Origin of the sequence: Pantoea sp. AS142 (assembly GCF_037152305.1) — a bacterium.
Lineage (GTDB): Bacteria > Pseudomonadota > Gammaproteobacteria > Enterobacterales > Enterobacteriaceae > Pantoea.
The window spans coordinates 26827-47710 of the sequence record NZ_JBBCMO010000002.1 but is presented as its reverse complement, the minus strand read 5'-3'; the positions used below and the strand labels follow the sequence as shown (position 1 = coordinate 47710).

At 56.4% G+C, this 20884-nt stretch carries 18 protein-coding genes; 5 read left to right on the top strand and 13 right to left on the bottom strand.

Going from position 1 to position 20884, the window contains the following annotated elements; genetic code table 11:
* Positions 1 to 32 precede the first annotated feature (32 nt).
* Positions 33 to 1013, bottom strand: coding sequence for a nickel/cobalt transporter (locus WFO64_RS05325; RefSeq protein ID WP_337009631.1), 981 nt, complete (start codon positions 1011 to 1013; stop codon positions 33 to 35).
* Positions 1004 to 1630, bottom strand: coding sequence for a DUF1007 family protein (locus tag WFO64_RS05320; protein ID WP_337009629.1), 627 nt, complete (start codon positions 1628 to 1630; stop codon positions 1004 to 1006). The genes WFO64_RS05325 and WFO64_RS05320 overlap by 10 nt, the downstream gene beginning before the upstream one ends.
* 155 nt (positions 1631 to 1785) lie before the next feature.
* Between WFO64_RS05320 and csiE the strand changes: the two genes are divergently transcribed.
* On the top strand, positions 1786 to 3054 hold the full coding sequence (gene csiE, locus WFO64_RS05315; protein WP_337009627.1) for a stationary phase inducible protein CsiE: 1269 nt from the start codon (positions 1786 to 1788) through the stop codon (positions 3052 to 3054).
* On the opposite strand, the gene WFO64_RS05310 is transcribed toward csiE, so the two are convergent.
* A complete protein-coding gene (locus WFO64_RS05310; RefSeq protein ID WP_337009625.1) occupies positions 3036 to 4184 on the bottom strand; it encodes a 3-phenylpropionate MFS transporter in 1149 nt (382 codons plus the stop codon). The two genes, csiE and WFO64_RS05310, sit on opposite strands and share 19 nt — an antisense overlap.
* 128 nt (positions 4185 to 4312) lie before the next feature.
* Positions 4313 to 5566 (bottom strand): serine hydroxymethyltransferase, encoded by a 1254-nt coding sequence (gene glyA, locus WFO64_RS05305; RefSeq protein ID WP_337009623.1) that lies wholly within the window; start codon positions 5564 to 5566, stop codon positions 4313 to 4315.
* A gap of 329 nt (positions 5567 to 5895) precedes the next feature.
* On the opposite strand from glyA, the gene hmpA reads away from it, so the two are divergent.
* On the top strand, positions 5896 to 7080 hold the full coding sequence (hmpA, locus tag WFO64_RS05300; protein ID WP_337009620.1) for an NO-inducible flavohemoprotein: 1185 nt from the start codon (positions 5896 to 5898) through the stop codon (positions 7078 to 7080).
* Between the two features lie 53 nt (positions 7081 to 7133).
* Here hmpA and glnB read toward each other — a convergent pair whose 3' ends face one another.
* The 5 genes from glnB to purL form a co-directional block, all read right to left on the bottom strand.
* Positions 7134 to 7472, bottom strand: a complete 339-nt coding sequence (gene glnB, locus WFO64_RS05295; RefSeq protein WP_003848647.1) for a nitrogen regulatory protein P-II — start codon at positions 7470 to 7472, stop codon at positions 7134 to 7136.
* A gap of 182 nt (positions 7473 to 7654) precedes the next feature.
* Positions 7655 to 8989, bottom strand: a complete 1335-nt coding sequence (glrR, locus tag WFO64_RS05290; RefSeq protein ID WP_442956127.1) for a two-component system response regulator QseF/GlrR — start codon at positions 8987 to 8989, stop codon at positions 7655 to 7657.
* A complete protein-coding gene (gene qseG, locus WFO64_RS05285; protein WP_337009618.1) occupies positions 8989 to 9657 on the bottom strand; it encodes a two-component system QseEF-associated lipoprotein QseG in 669 nt (222 codons plus the stop codon). The genes glrR and qseG overlap by 1 nt, the downstream gene beginning before the upstream one ends.
* A gap of 3 nt (positions 9658 to 9660) precedes the next feature.
* On the bottom strand, positions 9661 to 11088 hold the full coding sequence (locus tag WFO64_RS05280; protein WP_337009617.1) for a sensor histidine kinase: 1428 nt from the start codon (positions 11086 to 11088) through the stop codon (positions 9661 to 9663).
* A 561-nt stretch (positions 11089 to 11649) separates the two neighbouring features.
* A complete protein-coding gene (gene purL, locus WFO64_RS05275; protein ID WP_337009615.1) occupies positions 11650 to 15537 on the bottom strand; it encodes a phosphoribosylformylglycinamidine synthase in 3888 nt (1295 codons plus the stop codon).
* Positions 15538 to 15804: 267 nt separating this feature from the next.
* Here purL and mltF point away from each other — a divergent pair, with 267 nt between their 5' ends.
* Complete coding sequence (gene mltF, locus WFO64_RS05270; protein ID WP_337009613.1) at positions 15805 to 17262, top strand: membrane-bound lytic murein transglycosylase MltF; 1458 nt, start codon at positions 15805 to 15807, stop codon at positions 17260 to 17262.
* Here the strand turns inward: mltF and tadA are convergent.
* Complete coding sequence (tadA, locus tag WFO64_RS05265) at positions 17259 to 17750, bottom strand: tRNA adenosine(34) deaminase TadA (RefSeq protein WP_337009611.1); 492 nt, start codon at positions 17748 to 17750, stop codon at positions 17259 to 17261. The genes mltF and tadA overlap by 4 nt on opposite strands.
* A 63-nt stretch (positions 17751 to 17813) precedes the next feature.
* The gene (gene yfhb / locus WFO64_RS05260; RefSeq protein ID WP_337009608.1) at positions 17814 to 18452 is read right to left on the bottom strand and encodes a phosphatidylglycerophosphatase C; all 639 of its coding nucleotides are present in this window, start codon (positions 18450 to 18452) and stop codon (positions 17814 to 17816) included.
* 154 nt (positions 18453 to 18606) lie between these two features.
* Here yfhb and WFO64_RS05255 point away from each other — a divergent pair, with 154 nt between their 5' ends.
* Both WFO64_RS05255 and WFO64_RS05250 read left to right on the top strand, forming a co-directional pair.
* Positions 18607 to 19446, top strand: a complete 840-nt coding sequence (locus WFO64_RS05255) for a MurR/RpiR family transcriptional regulator (protein ID WP_337009606.1) — start codon at positions 18607 to 18609, stop codon at positions 19444 to 19446.
* A gap of 55 nt (positions 19447 to 19501) precedes the next feature.
* Entirely contained in the window at positions 19502 to 19750 is a 249-nt protein-coding gene (locus tag WFO64_RS05250; RefSeq protein WP_337009604.1) for a YfhL family 4Fe-4S dicluster ferredoxin, read from the top strand.
* Here the strand turns inward: WFO64_RS05250 and acpS are convergent.
* Both acpS and pdxJ read right to left on the bottom strand, forming a co-directional pair.
* Positions 19747 to 20127: a holo-ACP synthase gene (acpS, locus tag WFO64_RS05245; RefSeq protein WP_337009602.1), complete on the bottom strand. Its 381-nt coding sequence runs from the start codon at positions 20125 to 20127 to the stop codon at positions 19747 to 19749. The two genes, WFO64_RS05250 and acpS, sit on opposite strands and share 4 nt — an antisense overlap.
* The gene (gene pdxJ / locus WFO64_RS05240; protein WP_337009600.1) at positions 20127 to 20858 is read right to left on the bottom strand and encodes a pyridoxine 5'-phosphate synthase; all 732 of its coding nucleotides are present in this window, start codon (positions 20856 to 20858) and stop codon (positions 20127 to 20129) included. The genes acpS and pdxJ overlap by 1 nt, the downstream gene beginning before the upstream one ends.
* Between the last annotated feature and the right edge of the window lie 26 nt (positions 20859 to 20884).

Sequence of the window (20884 nt, the reverse complement as noted above, 5' to 3'; positions counted from 1 at the left end):
CAGCGGCAATTTTATTTTCGCTACGCTTTTATTCAGAAAGGTCGAATTCCGCTGCCCAAAGTCAGCTGCGCTGACTGCCATAATGCGATACCCGCTACAATGAGAATCAGGCTGCCGGTTAAGGCCAGCACCGGGATCAGTAGTCGCGTCATGCCAGCGGTTTCGCGCGGCTGGGCAAGGCGCTGCGCCACCGTACGAGCCTGCTGAACTACCAGGCCAATCGCCGAAATGGTCAGTGCAGTACCCAGCGCCATCACCGCAGCAGAGAGAATGCCCCAGCTATAAACGCCAATCACTTTGGCAAACAGCAGCATCATAATCGCGCCGGAACAGGGACGCAGCCCCATTGACACCACCACCAGTAGCTGGGTTTTTACGCCGACGCTGCCGCTCATCTGCTGCGGAGTTGGAAGGTGCGCATGTCCGCATCCGCACTGATCATGATGCTGAGGCTGAGGCTGGAAAGCGCGAAATACCGGGGCCGTCCGTGGACGCAATGCCAGCCACAGCGAACGCAGCGCCCGATAACCAATCATCATGCCAAGCCCGATTACCAGCAGATAACTGCCCTTCTCTAGCCAGAAACTGCTGAGATGCAGCTGGCGCGACGAGGCTTTCAGCAGCACCAGCATGACCGTCACCAGTGTAATCGCCACCGAACCCTGCAGCAGTGAGGCGAGCAGCGTCAGCCTGATACTGGTTTTGACGCGGCTCGGATGGGTCGCCAGAAAGGTCGCAATCACCACTTTGCCATGGCCCGGTCCCAGTGCGTGCAGCACGCCATACAGCAGGCTGAATATCACCAGCGAAATGCCAGCCTGGTGGGGCTGCTCCGCCACCTGTTGTAGCAGCTGGGTCATTTGCCGATGTAGATCTTTCTGCCACAACACGCTCTGCAGCAGAATCTGCGACCAGTAGAGCCAGACCAGCAACGCGCTGCTCAGCAGCACGCTCGTCAGTAGCCACAGTGGCCAGAGTCGGGAAGCCCGCAGGGATGTAGAGATTACTGACATGTGAGTATTACCGTCTGTGCAAATTGGCGGCCTAAATCCATCTCCTCCGCCGGGGCGTCGGCTTTATCCAGCGACAGCGCATATTGCTTCAGCGAATCATTGGGCTTTGGCGTATTGAGGGTAAATCGGCAACGCGTCTGCAGCGCAGGCGGCAGCGTCAATGCACCAGCGTTGTCGTAAAACATATCAACAAAATAGGTGGGATCAAAGGTCAGGATCTCGACGCGCTGCCCGGTCAGTTTCGGGGGTTCCGCCAGCGGCAGAATAAATTCCAGCACTGCTTTGTGGCCGCTACGCGACAGATTATATTCCGTTGGCAGATTCAAAAACTTTACTCGCTGTTGATTGTGCCAGATTTCAGAAAAGTAGTGCTGACCCAGCACATTCGCCATCACTTCCGCCGCCAGCTTTTTCCATATCACGCTGCCTGGTTTCGCCTCGCCCGCGTCATAAAGCAGATCGGCGGAGGTAATCTCATCCATCGTCCAGGTCATCTTTAATCCGGTCAAGGTGTCACCCTGCACCACCAGTTCAGTTTTCATATCAATGAAGCTGTGAGGATGTGCCAGCAGAGCCGGGCTGAATACCATTAACAAAGCAAAGAGTGCGCGTTTCATAATGAAATAAAATAACGTTCCCGATTAAAAGAATCTATAAGTAAAAGAATTTTGTGACCCGCCTTAAACCTCCGGCAAATAAAGCGCGTAAACCGCGCAAGCGCTGACGGGGTTGACTATTCTTAGCTCAAAATAGCCTGCTGGAAATCTGATTGATGAGTTCTGCTACCCCTATGGCACCACTCTTCACCCGTTCACAGCGTCAGTGCCATGTCTTATTGCTGCTGTTTCTGCCGACACCCGTGCTAACGCTTGAAAAAGTCTGCCGGCTGAATGGCGTCGATCTTGCTGGTGCCCGACAGGATATCGCGGATGTGGGTCTTGAGATACAGCGATATCACCGGCTGGAATTGCATCAGATGGTGGATGGCAGCTTTCGCCTTCATGGTACTGAGTTGGATCGGCGTCTCTGTCTGCTGCACAACCTGCGACGCAGTTTGCGTTTATCGCAGGATTTCGTCTGCGAACATTTTGCTGCTCCCCTGCGTCAACGCCTGAAGGTGATGAAGATTGAGAAAGCGCTTTGGGATGAGACCAATTTACAGGCATTAATTCAGCACTGCAGCCTGCGTCTGAAGCGCGATTTCGGCGAACGCGACCGGCTTTTTCTGCAGATATTCATGAAGTATGGGTTATGCCAGCGCCAGCCGGTGCTGTTCAGTGAAGCGCAGTGTCACTGGCTCCAGCAGAAGGCTGAGCGGCAGGCGGCCGAGGATGTGATTCACCACTGGCGCAAACGCTGCCACCTTGCCCCCCCTGCCAGTGAAGCCGACTTCTGGACGCTGTTGTTCAGCCAGATCCATACGCCTGTCGTGGACGCGATTGCGCATCCTGCTGAGCAACAGTTAATGAACGCGACCCAGCAGTTGATCAATGACTTTGAAGCGTGTGCCGGGACCAGCGTTGCTGACCGCGAAGAGCTGCTCTATCAGCTCTATCCGCATCTGGCGCAGGCGTTGGATCGCACCCACTTTAATATCGGTATCGACAATAGCGTGGCACTGGACGTCAGCCGACTCTATCCTCGCCTGCTGCGTACCACTCAGCAGGCACTGCAGGCATTTGAAAAGCACTATCAGGTCGCCTTTACACCGGAAGAGGTGAGTTTGATTACCATTATTTTCGGTGCCTGGCTGATGCAGGAGAATGCGTTGCAGGAGAAGCAGGTGCTGATCCTGACTGGCGACAATGCCGATCTGGAGCAAGACGTGGAGCAGCAGATCCGGGAGATCACCCTGCTGCCGATCAATATTACCTATCAGGATGTGAAGCAGTTTCAGCGGGATGGCGCGCCGCGGGAGGTAGACATCATCATTTCGCCCTACCCCACCTCGCTGCCCCTCTTCTCTCCGCCGCTGGTGCATGCTGAACTGCCGCTGACGTTACACCATCAGCAGCGCATTCGTTATTTACTGGAGTCGTAGCCGGGGCGCAGAAACAGCGCGGGCAGCGCCACCAATGCCATCACCCAGAAAAGATGCCCCTGCAAATGGGCGAACAGTACGCCGCAGATCATGGTCATCACCGCAATGCCACCGCCCATCGCCAGCGCGGAGTAGAGCGACTGCAGCCGGATCACTTCCGCACCCTGACGCGCCGCGATAAAGCGCATCGCCGCAAGATGACAGACGGTGAAGCTACCACAGTGAAGGATTTGCACCACAATTAGCAGCGGCAGCGCGGTGCTGGCCCCCATCAGGCTCCAGCGGACCAGCGCGCAGATGCCCGAAAGCAGCAGCAGATCGCGTGCACTCCAGCGACGGAACAGGCGATTGCTCAGAGCAAACACGATAATCTCCGCCACCACGCCCAGCGACCAGAGATAACCCACCGTTGAAGCAGAATAGCCGCTCTCCTGCCACCAGATAGCACTGAAGCCGTAATAGGCGGCGTGCGCGCCCTGTAGCAGCGTCACGCAGAGCATAAATCGCCATACGGCCTTCTCACGTAGCAACGCACACCACACCTGCCAGCCGCCACCCGCCGCGCCCTGCCGCTCATTGCCGTGCGGCTGAGTGGTGGGTGTCAGCATCATGCCAGCCAGCATAGCGATAATACCGAAGGAAAGCAGCAGCAGAATAGCCTGAGAGGAGTAAGCGCTGACCAGCACCCCGGTTAACGCCGAGCTGATCACAAAGGCCAGCGATCCCCACAGCCGTACCGGTCCGTACGCCAGCCCAATCTGCTGGGTCCAGGTCGCGGCCAGGGCATCGCTGAGCGGAACCAGCGGTGAGAAAAAGAGGTTGAAGCCGATCATTACCGCCAGCAGCCACATCCACTGCTCACCGACCCAGAAACCGGCGGCGAACAGGCAGGTCATCAGCGCCAGCAGACGCAACGCCGTAATTAATCGAGCGGGATTTTTGACCTGAGAGGCGATAAGCAGACTGCCGACAAAGCGCGCGACCATGCCGCAGCCCAGCAGCAAACCAATCTTTTCAGCATCAAGGCCATTGCCTTTCAGCCACACACCCCAGAATGGCAGATAGATGCCGTAACAGAAGAAGTAAGTGAAGTAGCCCAATCCGAGCCATCTGGCGGAGCCAATTGCCATATTCCCTCCAGCAAGTGTGCTGCCTGGCAGCATGAGTGGGCGCTACTGTGGCAGAGCATCGCGGGACAGGCAATAAAAAAGGATGGCAGATGCCATCCTTTTTATGCTGCCACACAACAGCTTAACGATTAAGCATAAACCGGCAGACGGCTGCAGATGTCCAGCACTTTCTGTTTGGTGCGCTCAATGGTCGCTTCGTCATTGATGTTATCCAGTACATCGGCGATCCAGCCAGCCAGCTCACGCACGTCTGCTTCGTTGAAACCACGTCGGGTAACCGCAGGCGTACCGATACGGATCCCGGAAGTCACAAATGGGCTTTTCGGATCGTTCGGCACGCTGTTTTTGTTGACCGTGATGTTGGCACGTCCCAGCGCGGCATCCGCTTCTTTACCGGTCAGGTTTTTGCTTACCAGATCGATCAGGAACAGATGGTTATGGGTGCCGCCAGAAACGATGTCATAACCACGATCAATCAGTACTTCAACCATCGCTTTGGCGTTTTTTGCCACCTGCTGCTGGTAGGTTTTAAATTCTGGCTCCATCGCCTCTTTGAACGCGACCGCTTTACCGGCGATAACGTGCATAAGAGGACCGCCCTGGCCGCCAGGGAAAACAGCAGAGTTCAGTTTCTTATAAAAGTCGTCGTCGCCGTTTTTCGCCAGAATGATGCCACCGCGTGGACCCGCCAACGTTTTGTGGGTGGTAGACGTCACCACGTGCGCATGCGGAATTGGACTTGGGTAGACATCTGCGGCAATCAGACCGGCAACGTGTGCCATGTCCACAAACAGCCAGGCACCCACGCTATCCGCGATTTCGCGCATTTTCGCCCAGTCGCATACGCCGGAGTACGCCGAGAATCCGCCAACGATCATTTTTGGCTTGTGGGTTTTCGCCAGTTCAGCCAATTCGTCGTAGTTGATTTTACCGGTCTCATCGATACCGTAAGCAACGACATTATAGAGTTTGCCTGAGAGGTTAACTGGTGAGCCGTGAGTCAGGTGCCCCCCATGCGCCAGGTTCATCCCGAGGATGGTATCGCCCGGCTGCAACAGCGCCGTGTAAACAGCGAAATTAGCCTGTGAACCGGAGTGTGGCTGCACGTTAGCGTAATCGGCGCCAAACAGCGCTTTTGCGCGATCGATAGCCAACTGCTCAACGATATCAACATACTCACAGCCGCCGTAGTAGCGTTTGCCCGGATAGCCTTCAGCGTATTTATTAGTGAGCTGAGAACCCTGGGCCTGCATAACACGCGGGCTGGTATAGTTTTCAGAAGCAATCAGTTCAATGTGCTCTTCCTGACGCACTGTCTCCTGCTCCATCGCCTGCCACAACTCGGCATCGTAATCGGCAATGTTCATATCACGCTTTAACATCCGGATCTCCTGACTCAGCTAACTTTCTGACGGTATTTATCCCCCTTCAGGGGCGAAGGCCCACAGTGTAAACCGTTTTAACAGGTGAAGGTAGGGTGAACCGCCTCTTTTTACGCAAACGTTTGGCTCGCTGCTGGCACTGCTTTTTTACCTCTTTTTCCCCCTGTTCAGGCGCCACGATTTTTCTTCAGGAGGTGGCGACTGTTTTTCATCATGCATTAAAAAGTAGCCACTCTGACAAACCAAAAGTTCACCAGGTTATTTACACTGCTGACGCGGCAGTTATAAGATGCATTTTAAATACACCTTTTATTGGAGAGGCCGCTTTTATGCTTGATGCACACACTATCGCCACGGTTAAATCGACCCTGCCTGCCCTCGCCGCCTGTGGTCCTGCGCTTACCGCACACTTCTATGACCGTATGCTGTCGCACCATCCGGAACTTAAAAATGTTTTCAATATGAACAACCAGCGCAATGGCGATCAGCGTGAAGCGCTGTTCAACGCCATTTGCGCCTATGGCGCGAATCTGGAGAATCTGGCCGTGCTACTGCCCGCAGTGGAAAAGATTGCGCAGAAACATACCAGCCTTAATATTCAGCCTGCGCAATACGCCATCGTCGGTGAAAATCTGCTGGCAACGATTAAAGAGCGGCTGAATCCGGGCGAAGAGGCACTCGCTGCATGGGGCCGGGCCTATGGCGTACTGGCGGATGTGTTTATTAATCGGGAAGAGGAAATTTATCAGGCGACGGAACAGCAAACCGGCGGCTGGCGCGGCACCCGTGCATTTCGTATCAGTGCTATTGAGCAGCAGAGCGATGCGATTAAAAGCTTTACTTTTAGCCCGGTGGATGGCGGCCCGGTGGCGGCCTTTAAACCGGGTCAGTATCTGACGGTGCACCTTCAGCCCGCCAGTTTCGAATATCACCAGATTCGTCAGTACTCGCTTACTCATCTCAGCAACGGTAAAGATTATCGCATTGCGGTGAAGCGTGAAGTTAAGGGCACCGTCTCCGGCTGGCTGCATCAGAATGGCAGGGTGGGTGATGAGCTGATGCTCGCCGCGCCGCACGGCGACGTGTTCCTTGAGGTCAATCCGTTCACGCCGGTGGCGCTGGTTTCTGCGGGCGTGGGTCAGACGCCGATGCTGGCCATGCTCCATGCACTGGCGGCCAGCCAGCACTGCGCGCCGGTCAGCTGGTTGCATGCAGCAGAGAACGGCAAACAGCATGCCTTTGGCCATGAAGTTATCACCACGAGCGCGCAGCTCGCCGATTTCGTCAGTCAGGTCTGGTATCGTGAGCCCGCGGCTGAAGATGCCGGTCACTATGATGCAGAAGGTCTGATGGATATCAACGTAATGGCCGCACGTTTAGCCTCCCCAGAAACCCAATTCTACCTCTGTGGCCCACTGCCTTTTATGGAGCATGTGGTGGCACAATTGCGTGATGCCAGCGTGGCGGACGCACGCATTCATTACGAACTTTTTGGCCCGCACAAAGGCGTGTGATTGAGCCATAAAAAAGCCCGCAGCGCGGGCTTTTTATTCTGATGAAGAGACAATCAGATTGCCTCTTCATCCTCTTCGCCAGTACGGATACGCACCACGCGCGCCACGTCAAAGACAAAGATCTTACCATCACCGATTTTGCCGGTCTGCGCGGTACGCATAATGGTCTCGACGCAGGTATCAACGATATCGTCGCCAACCACCATCTCGATTTTCACTTTAGGTAAAAAGTCGACCATATACTCTGCGCCGCGGTAAAGCTCGGTGTGCCCTTTCTGGCGGCCAAAACCCTTCACTTCACTCACGGTCATCCCGGTGATGCCCACTTCCGCTAAGGCTTCACGGACATCATCGAGTTTGAATGGTTTGATAATCGCATCAATCTTTTTCATGTCAGACCCTTTTTCACTCCCTCCATGGTCAGAGGGTTTATCAAGCATAAATGTTGCTGGTGCTGTCGGGCGGTAATATCCGGGATTCTTCAGGTTGCCGCAAGCGCTGCCAGGTTATGCTGACCGCACCCATGTGATCCGGCCTGAGCAGGCAACCTGCCAATATCCCTTCGCAGCCTCCGCTACTCTTTGAAATCACTGGCATCCAGTTCATGACGAGACAGCAGCTTATAGAATTCCGTACGGTTGCGCCCAGCCAGACGTGCGGCGTTAGTCACATTGCCTTTGGTCATCTGCAGCAGTTTCCGCAGATAGTTCAGCTCAAACTGATTGCGCGCCTCCGCAAAGGTCGGCAAAGCGCTATTTTCCCCGCTCAACGCCTGCTCCACCAGTGCATCGCTGATCACGGGCGATGAGCTCAGCGCCACACACTGCTCAATCACATTAACCAGCTGGCGCACGTTGCCCGGCCAGCTGGCAGCCATCAGGCGCTTCATTGCATCAACGGAAAAACTGCGAATCTGCGGTTTATGGCGTTCCGCCGCCTGACGCAACAGATGATTGGCCAGCAGCGGGATATCTTCGGTGCGTTGATGTAGCGCCGGAATTTTCAGGTTCACCACATTAAGACGATAGAAGAGATCCTCTCGAAACTCCTTTTTCTCCATCGCCTTTGGCAGATCGCGATGAGTGGCCGAAATGATGCGCACGTCTATCTCAATATCATGATCGCTGCCCAGCGGCCTGACCTTACGCTCCTGTAACACCCGCAGCAACTTAACCTGAAGCGGCTGCGGCATGTCGCCAATCTCATCCAGGAACAGCGTGCCGCCGCCAGCGGTTTTAAACAAACCTTCACGGGCGCTGACTGCACCGGTGAAGGCACCTTTGGCGTGCCCGAACAGCTCCGACTCCAGCAGTTGCTCCGGCAGTGCGCCACAGTTAATAGCAACAAACGGCTTGCCGTTACGCGGGCTGGCAGCGTGAATCGCCTGAGCCAGCATCTCTTTACCGGTCCCACTCTGGCCGTTGATCAGTACGCTGACGTCAGACTGCGCCACCATGTGCGCCTGCTCAAGCAGCTTTAACATCAGCGGGCTGCGGGTGACGATCGCTTCCCGCCAGCGATCATCGCTGACCGGAGCCTGCTGTGCCAGCGCCTCATCGATTGCTTTGTAGAGCGCATCCCGATCAACCGGTTTGGTCAGGAAACTGAATACGCCCTGCTGTGTGGCGGAGACTGCATCCGGGATAGAGCCGTGCGCCGTCAGGATAATCACCGGCAGGCCGGTGTGGCGTTTCTGTATCTCGCCAAACAACGCCAGACCATCCATTTCGTCCATCCGCAAGTCACTGATCACCAGCTCGATTTTTTCTTTCTGCAGCAGACGCAACGCTTCTGGTCCGCTGGCTGCGGTGGTGACCTGATAACCTTCACTGCGAAGACGCATACCCAGCAGCTTCAGCAGACTGGGATCGTCATCCACCAGCAGCAATTTTGCCGCTTGTCTGACCATTATTGCTCCTCATCCTGCGGCAGCGCAGTGCCATGGCCGCTGTCAGAAACATCCGGGGCTTTGCGTGATGAGAGCTGGCGCTCAATGTCAGTAAGGCGCTCCAGCTTATGCTGTGTGTTGCTGAGCTGCTGCTGCTGTTTGACCATCTGCTGGCGTATCGCCTCCAGCTGACTATCGCTGCTCTGTTGCAGATGGGCATAACGGGTTCGCGCTTCACTGAGCTCGAGCTGCGCGGTCTGATTACTGCGCCACAACTGAATCAGTGGGCGGACAGACTGCGGGAAATCACCGCTGTAACGATCCAGGGTTTCAACATAACGGCGACGCTCCACTGGCGTGACATTGCCGTTGGACATCAGCACGCCCTGCTTGAAGGCGCGCGACCAGCTTTCTGCCGGCCAGCGGTGGGCTTCGGCCCGGGCTTCAACGGGAGAAAGGCGTTCAGCGCAGTCGATCGCCCGCATCCAGTAGAGGCTATTACTCAGCGCCGCCCTCTCCTCTATCGGCCACAGGTCACTGCAGCGGGCCGCCAGGTAATCAGCAATTCTGACCTCGGGTTCTGCCACCTGATGGCCTGACGGCAGAGATGAGGTGGCCGGGGAGGTCGTACATCCGCTGAGCAGCAGCGTGGTCAGCGTGCTCAACAGCAAAGCGGGTAAATATTTCATCAGTCAGACAGTCCCGGCTGTGGTGTTCAGTTCAATTCGAAAACAGACGTCAGCCTGTTCGCAGGCGACCAGCGTCAGGTCGCCATGCATCCGGCGCAGGCAATCTTTGGCAATACTCAATCCCAGCCCGCTGCCTTTTACCGGCCCTTTACGCTGCTGGCTGCCCTGGAAGAAAGGTTCGAAAATCATGGCCTGCTCTTCCGGCGGGATCGGCGTACCGCTATTCGCGACTTCAATCCAGACCCGATCGCTCTGCTGCTGGCTGCGCAGCCAGATGGTACCGGATTCACTGCCGTAGTTCACGGCGTTCGAATAGAGGTTATCAATAACCCGCATCAGTAACATCGGTTCGGCAAGACAGTGGCTGACCGCCAGATCGACTACCGTCTGCATCAGTTTGGCGCGCGCCGAGAGTGCATGTGCGTTCATTACGCCCTCCACAATCTCCGCCACGCTGACCGGTTCAAGCCGGATCGGGCCATCTGCCAGTTTACGGTTGTAATCAAGCAGCTGTTCAATCAGCCGCTGCAGGTGGCGGCTGCTGCTGTCGAGTATAGTGACAACCTCTTTCTGCTCGGCGTTCAGCGACCCGGCAACCTCATCCGCCAGCAGTTCGGTGCCTTCGCGCAGACTGGCCAGCGGCGTTTTCAGCTCATGAGAGAGATGGCGCAGAAATTCATGACGCTGTGATTCCAGCCATTGAAGCCGTTCGCTGAGCCAGACGATGCGCTGTCCCAGCGAACGTAATTCACGCGGGCCGCGAAATTTCACGCTGTTACCCAGTTCACGTCCTTCACCCAGCCGGTTGATCATCCGCTCAATGCGCTTGACCGGGCCAATAATCATGCCAGTAAACAGCGTCATCAACGCCAGACTGATGATAAACAGAATCAGCGTTTGCCAGCCAAAAAACTGGCCGCGATCGGCGATTTCGCGCTGCAGCTGTAAGCCGCGCGAAAAGACTACCTCGCGTGTGTCCTGCACCATCTGCGCGTTAGTAGCAGAAAAACGATCCAGCGCCTCTGCGGCTCCCGGAACCGGATTGCCGTTATCACATTTCAACGGCATCAGCCGCGGCAACGTCGCCTGTAAGATCTGGAAGGCGGGCAGTTCGGGCAGGCTGGCGCTGTGCGAACTCAGCATCTGAGTGTAACGGGTGTGCTGAGACTGATAGAGGCGTGCCAGCGAGGCATCATCCAGCACACAGTACTGACGATAGCTGCGCTCCAGCTCCACCGCCGTCCGCGCCATCGCCTCACTTCTGCGCACATCGGTGAAAGTATTGCGGTTGGTGTCCGCGGCTTGTTCGCTTAACGCAGAGAGACTTTCCCACGCCTGCCAGGCCAGCACCAGCAAGGGCAGCAGCACCAGTACAAACGCCATCAGCACCAACTGGCGCAGAGAACGGGGAAATAAAAGCCATTTTTTCACGCTGCCGCTTCCTTAAGATTCGCTGTCTGGATGCTAGCGGACTCTGTCGGCGGAAGAAAGGGGAACAAAAGAAAACGGCAGGCTTAATGGCCTGCCGCTGGCACGACGCGTTATGCATCGCGTAAGAATGGGTGGAGCCTTACTCAACGTTACGTCCGGTGTGTGATAACGCAAGCGATTATCGGTCAGGTGGACGGCAGGCTCCGTTTGGTGCGTCATTCGGGCTTTATGAGCTCTTTTCCGCTACGCGGGGCAATCATAAACAGGTGAATGAGCAGTTGCATGAGTATAGCAAATTCCATGCCAGAAAATAAATCATTATATTTTTCAGCAAATTGAATGAACTCAGCCGTTGACTGTTACGAAAAATCTGATTAGAGCAGGGCAATCTGTCTCCGCAGAGCGACACAAAATCGCACCTGATGCTTTCTCATTAAAAATCAAAGAGATAGATGTCTCCATAAAGCGACAGTGCGATCTCCCTATTGTCGCTATTTGCCAACAGCGGCGCAAAAAAGAACAGGAGGCACACTGGCCTCCTGATCATTTCAGTGGATTAAATTAACCCAACTGTCTGCGTGCATTACGGAAAATACGCATCCACGGGCTATCTTCACCCCACTCGGCCGGATGCCAGGAATTACTGACGGTGCGGAACACCCGCTCCGGATGCGGCATCATAATGGTGACTCGACCACTTTCGTTGGTCACGGCAGTGATGCCGTTTGGTGAACCATTCGGGTTAGCCGGATAGGTTTCTGTCACCTTGCCAAAATTATCGACAAAGCGCAGTGCCACCAGCCCTTTCGACTCCAGCGCCGCCAGATGCCCACCATCACGCACTTCCACAAAGCCTTCACCATGAGAAACCGCGATAGGCATATGCGAACCGGCCATGCCGTCCAGCAATAGCGATGGACTGGCGGCCACTTCGACCAGGCTGAAGCGAGCTTCAAAGCGCTCAGACTGGTTACGCACAAAGCGCGGCCAGAGATCGCTGCCCGGGATCAGTTCACGCAGATTGGACATCATCTGGCAACCGTTGCAGACGCCCAGCGCCAGGGTTTGCGGACGGTGGAAGAAGGTTTCGAATTCATCACGTACGCGCGGGTTAAACAGAATCGATTTCGCCCAGCCCTCCCCCGCACCCAGCACATCGCCGTAAGAGAAGCCGCCACAGGCGACCAGCGCTTGGAACGCTTCCAGACCGCAACGTCCGGCCAGCAGATCGCTCATGTGAACGTCAATGGCGGTAAAACCTGCCCGATCGAAGGCCGCAGCCATCTCAACGTGCGAGTTAACACCCTGCTCACGCAGCACCGCAACGCGTGGACGTGCGCCAGTGGCAATCATCGGGGCTGCAACATCTTCCTGCGGATTAAAGGTCAGATTAACGTTCAGGCCAGGATCGCGGCTGTTCTTCTTCGCCTCATGTTCCTGATCGGCACACGCGGGATTATCGCGCAGGCGCTGCATCTGCCAGGTCGTTTCTGCCCACCAGGTCCGCAGCGTAGTACGGCTTTCGCTGTAGACTGTGCTGTCACCGGCCCGGATCACAAAGCGATCGCCCGCGTGCGCGCTGCCCAGCAGATGCGTCGAGGCGCTAAGGCCGTGATCCGCCAGGATCTGCTCAACCGCGGCGCGATCGGCGGCGTTGATCTGAATCACCGCCCCCAGCTCTTCGGTAAACAGGGCTGCCAGCGCATCGTCGCCCAGCGCAGCAATATCAACGTCAATGCCGCAGTGACCGGCAAACGCCATCTCGGCCAGCGTCACCAGCAGCCCCCCGTCGGAGCGATCGTGGTAGGCCAGCAGTTTCTGCTCAGCCACCAGCGCCTGAATGGCGTTGAAGAAGCCAGCCAGCTGTGTGGCATCACGCACGTCGGCAGGCTTGTCGCCAAGCTGACGATAGACCTGCGACAGCGCCGTTGCGCCCAGCGTATTAGCCCCGTTGCCAAGGTCGATCAGCAGCAGCAGGTTCTCCTGATCGGCCTGCAACTGTGGCGTGACGGTGCGACGAACATCTTCGACGCGCGCAAACGCGGTAATCACCAGCGACAGCGGTGAAGTCATTTCACGCTGCTCGGTGCCTTCCTGCCAGCGGGTTTTCATCGACATCGAATCTTTCCCTACCGGGATGGTAATCCCCAGTGCCGGGCAAAGTTCTTCGCCGACCGCTTTCACCGCCGCATATAAACCGGCATCTTCACCCGGATGACCGGCTGCGGACATCCAGTTTGCGGAGAGCTTCACGCGCTTCAGCGAACCAATCTGGGTTGCGGCCAGGTTAGTCAGTGCCTCACCCACCGCCAGACGCCCTGATGCTGCGAAGTCCAGCAGCGCAACCGGTGAACGTTCGCCCAGAGCAAAGGCTTCGCCGTGGTAGCTGTCGAGGCTGGCAGTGGTTACCGCACAGTTGGCAACCGGGATCTGCCACGGCCCCACCATCTGGTCGCGCGCCACCATGCCGGTCACGCTGCGGTCACCGATGGTGATCAGGAAAGTTTTTTCGGCTACGGCAGGCAGATGCAGCACGCGATTCACCGCATCGGTCAGTGTGATGCCGTCACGCTGAAGGGCAGTGCCCTGCGCCTGCTGCGTCACCACATCCCGCGTCATCTTCGGCGTTTTGCCCAGCAGAACGTCCAGCGGCATGTCGATCGGCTTATTACCGAAATGGCTATCTTCCAGGCTCAGGTGCCGCTCTTCGGTGGCTTCACCAATCACCGCGAAGGGTGCGCGCTCGCGCTGGCAAATCGCCTCAAACTGCGCCAGTTGATCCGGCGCCACGGCCATCACATAACGTTCCTGTGATTCGTTACACCAGACTTCCAGCGGGCTCATGCCTGGCTCATCACTCAGGATGTCACGCAGGTTAAACCGGCCGCCTCGGCCACCATCGCTGACCAGTTCCGGCATCGCATTAGAGAGGCCGCCAGCGCCCACGTCGTGGATAAACAGAATCGGGTTCTCATCGCCCAGCTGCCAGCAGCGGTCGATGACTTCCTGACAACGGCGTTCCATCTCTGGGTTATCACGCTGTACCGAGGCGAAGTCGAGGTCAGCATCAGACTGGCCGGAGGCCATCGATGACGCCGCGCCGCCGCCCAGCCCGATGTTCATTGCCGGACCACCCAGCACCACCAGTTTGGCGCCCACGGTGATTTCGCCTTTCTGCACGTGATCGGCACGGATGTTACCGATGCCGCCTGCCAGCATAATTGGCTTGTGATAGCCGCGCAGCTCGGTGCCATTGTGACTGGTGACCTGCTCTTCATAGGTACGGAAGTAGCCATTCAGTGCCGGACGACCAAATTCATTGTTAAACGCCGCACCACCCAGTGGGCCATCGTTCATGATCTCCAGCGCGCTGACAATGCGGGCCGGTTTGCCGAAATCCTCTTCCCACGGCTGTTCAAAGCCGGGGATGCGCAGGTTAGAGACCGAGAATCCGACCAGGCCCGCTTTTGGCTTGGAGCCGCGTCCGGTTGCGCCTTCATCACGGATTTCACCCCCGGAACCGGTGGCAGCGCCTGGCCATGGCGAGATCGCCGTTGGATGGTTGTGGGTTTCTACCTTCATCAGGATGTGCGCCGCTTCCTGATGCCAGCGGTATTCGCTCTCTCCGGCGTCAGCAAAGAAGCGGCCAACCTCTGACCCTTCCATCACGGCAGCGTTATCTTTATAAGCAGAGAGCACGAAGTCCGGCGTCTGCTCCATGGTGTTTTTAATCATCTTAAACAGCGACTTTGGCTGTTTCTCGCCGTCGATAATCCAGTCTGCGTTGAAGATCTTGTGACGGCAGTGCTCAGAGTTCGCCTGCGCAAACATATAGAGTTCAATGTCATTGGGATTGCGGCCCAGTGCGGTGAACGCCGCTACCAGGTAGTCGATTTCATCGTCTGCCAGCGCCAGACCCAATGAGATATTCGCCTGAACCAGCGCCTGACGGCCCTCACCGAGCAGATCGACACTCTTCACCGGCTGTGGCGTATGATGCGCGAACAGTTGCTCAGCCTGCGTCAGATCGCTGAAGACCGTTTCCATCATCCGATCGTGCAGCAGTGTACCCAGCGTTTGCCACTGCGCTTCGGTCAGTTGAGGGGCCTGCACGTAAAAGGCCAGGCCGCGTTCCAGACGACGCACCTGTGGCAGCCCGCAGTTGTGGGCAATGTCGGTAGCTTTGGATGACCAGGGCGAAATGGTGCCGGGACGTGGCGTCACCAGGAGCAGACGACCCTGTGGGGCATGTTCAGCGAGAGAGGGACCATATTTCAGCAGGCGCTGCAGACGGCTCTGTTCGTCAGCGCTTAAGGGCGTGCTGACATCAGCAAAATGGATGTACTCAGCGTAAATATCACTCACCGGCAGATGAGCGTCCTGAAAGCGGGTCAGCAGCTTGTTTACACGAAATGCCGACAGGGCGGGCGAACCACGCAGAATTTCCATTAATAAATCTCTCGTCAGGGCGCCAGACGACGCTTCATTGGGCGCAACAGGGAAAACGGGGCGTATTATAAAGAAAGCGACCTCGCGACGAAACCGTTTGCGCACAATTTTTGGCACCCCGGATTTGCCTGAATTTTGCGCAAAAGTTGCTATAAAAGTTGCTCAGCGTGATTTTGTTGCGCAAAATGCCCCTCGCTCTGGGAGTTCAAAGAAGATAAATACTGCCTTTAAAAGACAGAGGCCTTAGAGCCAGCGAGAGATAACTATTTGAAACGCCTAAAATTTAATTATCTGTTTATCGGTCTGGTTGCCGTGCTGCTAGCGTTAGCGCTGTGGCCATCCATTCCCTGGTATGGGGGTGGGCAAGACAGGATTTCACAGATTAAATCACGGGGAGTGCTGCGCGTCAGTACCATCAACTCCCCATTGACTTACTACACAGTTAACCAATCTCCGGCCGGTATGGATTATGAGCTGGCAAAACGCTTCGCCGACTATCTGGGCGTCAAACTTAAGGTGACGGTGCGTCCTAACCTGAGCGATCTGTTTGATGACCTTGACGATGGCAAAGCCGATTTGCTGGCCGCAGGCCTGAACTACAACAGCGAACGCCTGACACGCTATCAGACCGGGCCAGGTTACTACAACGTTTCGCAACAGCTGGTCTATCGCGTGGATAAGACGCGCCCTAAAAACCTGGGTGACTTAAAGGGGCGGCTTACCGTTGCTTCAGGTTCGGCCTATCTGTCAACGCTGAAGAGCGCGCGTTCAAATCAGTTTCCCGATCTGGACTGGGCGATCTCGACCGATCAAAGTCCCAAAGCGCTGCTGGAAGCGGTGGCCGACGGCAAGCTCGACTACACCATTGGTGACTCCGTGACCATTGCCCTGTTGCAGCGCATCTATCCGCAGCTTGCGGTGGCGTTCGATGTCACCGATGAAGAGCCGGTAACCTGGTATGTGCGGCACAGCGAAGATGACAGCCTGAATGCAGCGATGCTCGACTTCTTTAACGGTATGGGTGAAGAAGGGGCGATGGCGCGGCTGGAGGAGAAATATCTCGGCCACGTCGGCACCTTTGATTATGTCGATACCCGCACGTTCCTGCGCGCTATCGACAACACGCTGCCCGACATCAAGCCGTTGTTTGAGAAGTACGCTACCAGCATTGACTGGCGACTGCTGGCGGCGATCTCCTATCAGGAGTCGCACTGGAACCCGCAGGCCACCTCCCCTACCGGCGTCCGCGGCATGATGATGCTGACCCGTAATACCGCTGAGAGCCTGGATGTGGGCGACCGTACCGATCCTGAACAGAGCATTCGCGGCGGCAGCCAGTATCTGCAGGAGATGATGGCAAAGGTGCCGCAGACCATCCCAGAAGATGAGCGCATCTGGTTTGCGCTGGCGGCCTATAACATGGGCTATGCCCATATGCTTGATGTGCGTAAACTCACTGCCCGCCAGGGGGATAATCCAGACAGCTGGGCAGATGTAAAGCTGCGTCTGCCCATGCTGAGCCAGAAGCGTTACTACACCCAGACGGCGTATGGCTACGCCCGTGGACACGAAGCTTATAACTATGTAGAAAATATCCGTAAGTATCAGTTAAGCCTGGTGGGTTATCTGCAGGAGCAGGATAAGCGTCTGGCGCGGCAGGCTGAAGCCAACGCTGAACTCGCCAAAGGCTATCCTGCTGTTGAACCGAAGATCGCCATGAACTAGTCCTGGCGTTGCGTCTGACGCAGCGCTTTTTTCTGTTCGCGACGCATACGGAAGAAGTCGCTCAGCATGGCGGCACACTCTTCTTCCAGCACGCCGCTCTGTAATTCAACCTGATGATTCATGCCGGGATGGCCCAGTACATCAAGCAGCGATCCCGCCGCCCCACTTTTACTGTCATGCGCACCATAGACCAGCCGGGTAATGCGGCTGTGAACCATAGCGCCGGCACACATCACACACGGCTCCAGCGTTACGTAGAGCGTGGTATCGAGCAGGCGGTAATTTTCCAGCACTTTACCGCCCTGCCGCAGGGCCATGATCTCTGCATGCGCCGTCGGATCGTGCTGGCCGATGGGGCGGTTCCAGCCTTCGCCAATGACCCGATCATTCTGAACCAGCACCGCACCTACCGGCACTTCGCCCTGCTCCCAGGCCCGGCGCGCAAGGCCAAGCGCATGGCGCATCCAGTATTCATCTTGTTGTTTCACGCTGACCACTCCGGGCGACTAAAAAGCGGCGCATTATAGCGGTCTCTCAGACCGTGTCGAAACTTATTCCAGCTGTTGCAGCTCACCAGCAGGTGTCACGCGCCAGCGATGCTGACAGAAAAACAGCAGCGGGTTGTCCTGTTTGCTGTCGCTATAGCCGCTGTAGAGCTGTAACGGCGTGCCGATTTTCTCCTCAAGCTGCGCCACTTTCTCATGGCCGAGGCAGCGCATCGCCAGTACCCGCCCGCCCCAGCCACGCTGCATCTGACTGGCAATCAGCTTCACGCGTGGCAGAAACGCGGAGTCGTAATAGACTTGCTCCACCAGTGACTGTGGCGATCCGGTAATGAGCCAGACGTCAGCGTCATCACTGCCGAGGTAATCAGTCAGGCGCTGCTGAACCACCGGAAATGCTTTTACACGGAGGCGGAACCACTGCGCAAATTCCGCGTCGAGGCGCAGTAATGTTCGCTCAGAGCGGCCAAAGGTAATAGACCAGAGCAGCAGGCTCATGGGCCAACGTGCCGCCCGGCCTTTTAACAATAAGCCGATACCGACCACCGGCAATAATGGCACCACCAGCAGCAAATTAAGCGGTCGGCGTCGCAGCAGATAGCGCATAAAGGTGCCGAACATGTCCTGCTGGTGCAAAGTGCCATCCAGGTCAAAAAATACGATGCGACGTTGTGTTCCCCTGGTCAAAAAACTCTCCTTAAGGCTGATTCTGGGATGATTAAGAGAAGTGTAGCCATCATCAGACAGTACGGCGATGACTGTCATTTTTAATTCCGATGACTACAATGCCTGATGAATAGTTTATTCTTTACACATTATCCCTGAATTACGAGGATTGGGCATGAGTTCATTGCTGCGCATTCGCCAGCTTTATCCACGTCTGGCATTGAACGAGCGTCGGCTGGCTGATTTTTTACTGTCGCAACCCGATCGGGCGCGTCACCTGAGTTCGCAAAAGCTGGCGGAAGAGTCTGGCGTCAGCCAGTCGAGCGTGGTGAAGTTTGCACAGAAGCTGGGATACAAAGGTTTTCCAGCACTTAAGCTGGCCCTGAGTGAGTCACTGGCGGACGCAGATGCCATTACCGTGCATAACCATATCCTCAGTGACGACCCGCTTAAGATGGTGGGTGAAAAGCTGCTCACGGAAAAGCTCTCAGCAATCCGCGCCACCCTGGATATTAACAGCGAAGAGAAGCTCAACGATGTGTTACAGCTGCTGAAAAATGCCCGGCGTATTTTACTGGTGGGTATCGGCGCATCGGGTCTGGTGGCGAAAGACTTCTCCTGGAAGCTGATGAAGATCGGTATTAATGCGGTAGCGGAACAGGATATGCACGCCCTGCTGGCCAGCGTGCAGGCGATGGGGCCAGGCGATGTATTGCTCGCCATCTCTTATACTGGTGAACGGCGTGAGATCAATCTGGCCGCGCAGGAAGCGGTTCAGGTGGGCGCAGATGTGGTGGCGTTTACCGGCTTTACGCCGAACACGCTGCAGCAGAGCGCCGGTTACTGTCTCTACACGGTGGCAGAAGAGCAGAGTACCCGCAGCGCGGCGATCTCCTCAACCACTGCGCAGCTGGCCCTGACCGATCTGCTGTTTATGGCGCTGGTGCAAAACGATCCGGAACGCGCCTCCAGTCATATTCGCCACAGCGAAGCGCTGGTGAAAAAGCTGGTCTGATCAGCGACAGCGCGTATAATACCCGCGCTTTTTCTGTCGTTATCAGGTGGGTAAAATGGCGCTGTTGATTACGGCCAAATGCATTAACTGCGATATGTGTGAACCGGAGTGCCCGAACCAGGCTATTTCACTGGGCGATGCGATCTATGAGATTGATGTTAGCCGCTGCACCGAATGCATCGGGCATTATGAGGCGCCAACCTGTCAGCGGGTATGCCCCATCGACAACACTATCATCACTGACCCACAGCACATCGAATCACGCGATGCGTTGTGGGAGAAGTTCGTGCTGCTGCACGGCTAGCTTTCGATAATCACCGTGGCACAGGCATAATGACGCTCATCGGCCAGCGTCACGTGAACGTGGTTAACGCCCAGCGTTTGCGCCACTTCTGAGGCATGCTGAAAGAAGCGTAACCCCGGTTTTCCCAGCGCATCGTTGTAGACTTCAAACTGATTAAACGCCAGACCGCCGCGAATGCCGGTGCCAAAGGCTTTAGCTGCCGCCTCTTTAACCGCAAACCGCTTGGCGAGAAAGCGCACCGGCTGCTGATGGGCCTGATATTGCTGCCATTCCGCCTCACTCAGTACCCGGCGCGCCAGCCGATCGCCGGAGCGCTCAATCACCCCGGCGATACGTTCAATCTCAACGATGTCCATACCCAGTCCCAGAATAGCCATCAGCGACGAGCTTCTCGCAGCAGCTGCTTCATCTCTTTGACCGCATCTGGCAGGCCACTCATCACCGCGCGGCCAATAATGGCATGGCCAATATTCAGCTCATGCATTTCCGGCAGCGCCGCAATCGGCAGCACATTGTGGTAGGTCAGACCGTGACCGGCGTTAACCTTCAGCCCCAGACTGGCGGCAAAGGTCGCCGCATGGCGAATGCGTGCCAGCTCCGCGTCACGCGCCAGTCCCTCTGGCGCCTCGGCATAAGCGCCGGTGTGAATTTCGATATAAGGCGCACCGCTGGCCACAGCCGCTTCGATCTGACGGTGATCGGCATCGATAAACAGCGAAACCAGAATGCCTGCGTCACTCAGCAGCCGTACGGCCGCGTTCATCTTCTCCTGCTGGCCCGCCACATCCAGTCCGCCTTCAGTGGTCACTTCCTGACGCTTTTCCGGCACCAGGCAGCAGAAATGCGGCTGAATATCACAGGCGATGCCGATCATTTCATCGGTGACCGCCATCTCCAGATTCATGCGCGTCTGGATGGTGTCACGCAGGATACGTACGTCGCGGTCAGTGATGTGGCGGCGATCTTCACGCAGGTGAACGGTAATGCCGTCTGCGCCCGCCTGCTCGGCGATAAATGCCGCCTGCACTGGATCGGGATAGGTTGTCCCTCGGGCGTTACGCACCGTGGCAATGTGATCGATATTGACGCCTAACAGCAACTCAGCCATGACCATCCTCGCTTATTTTCCATCGT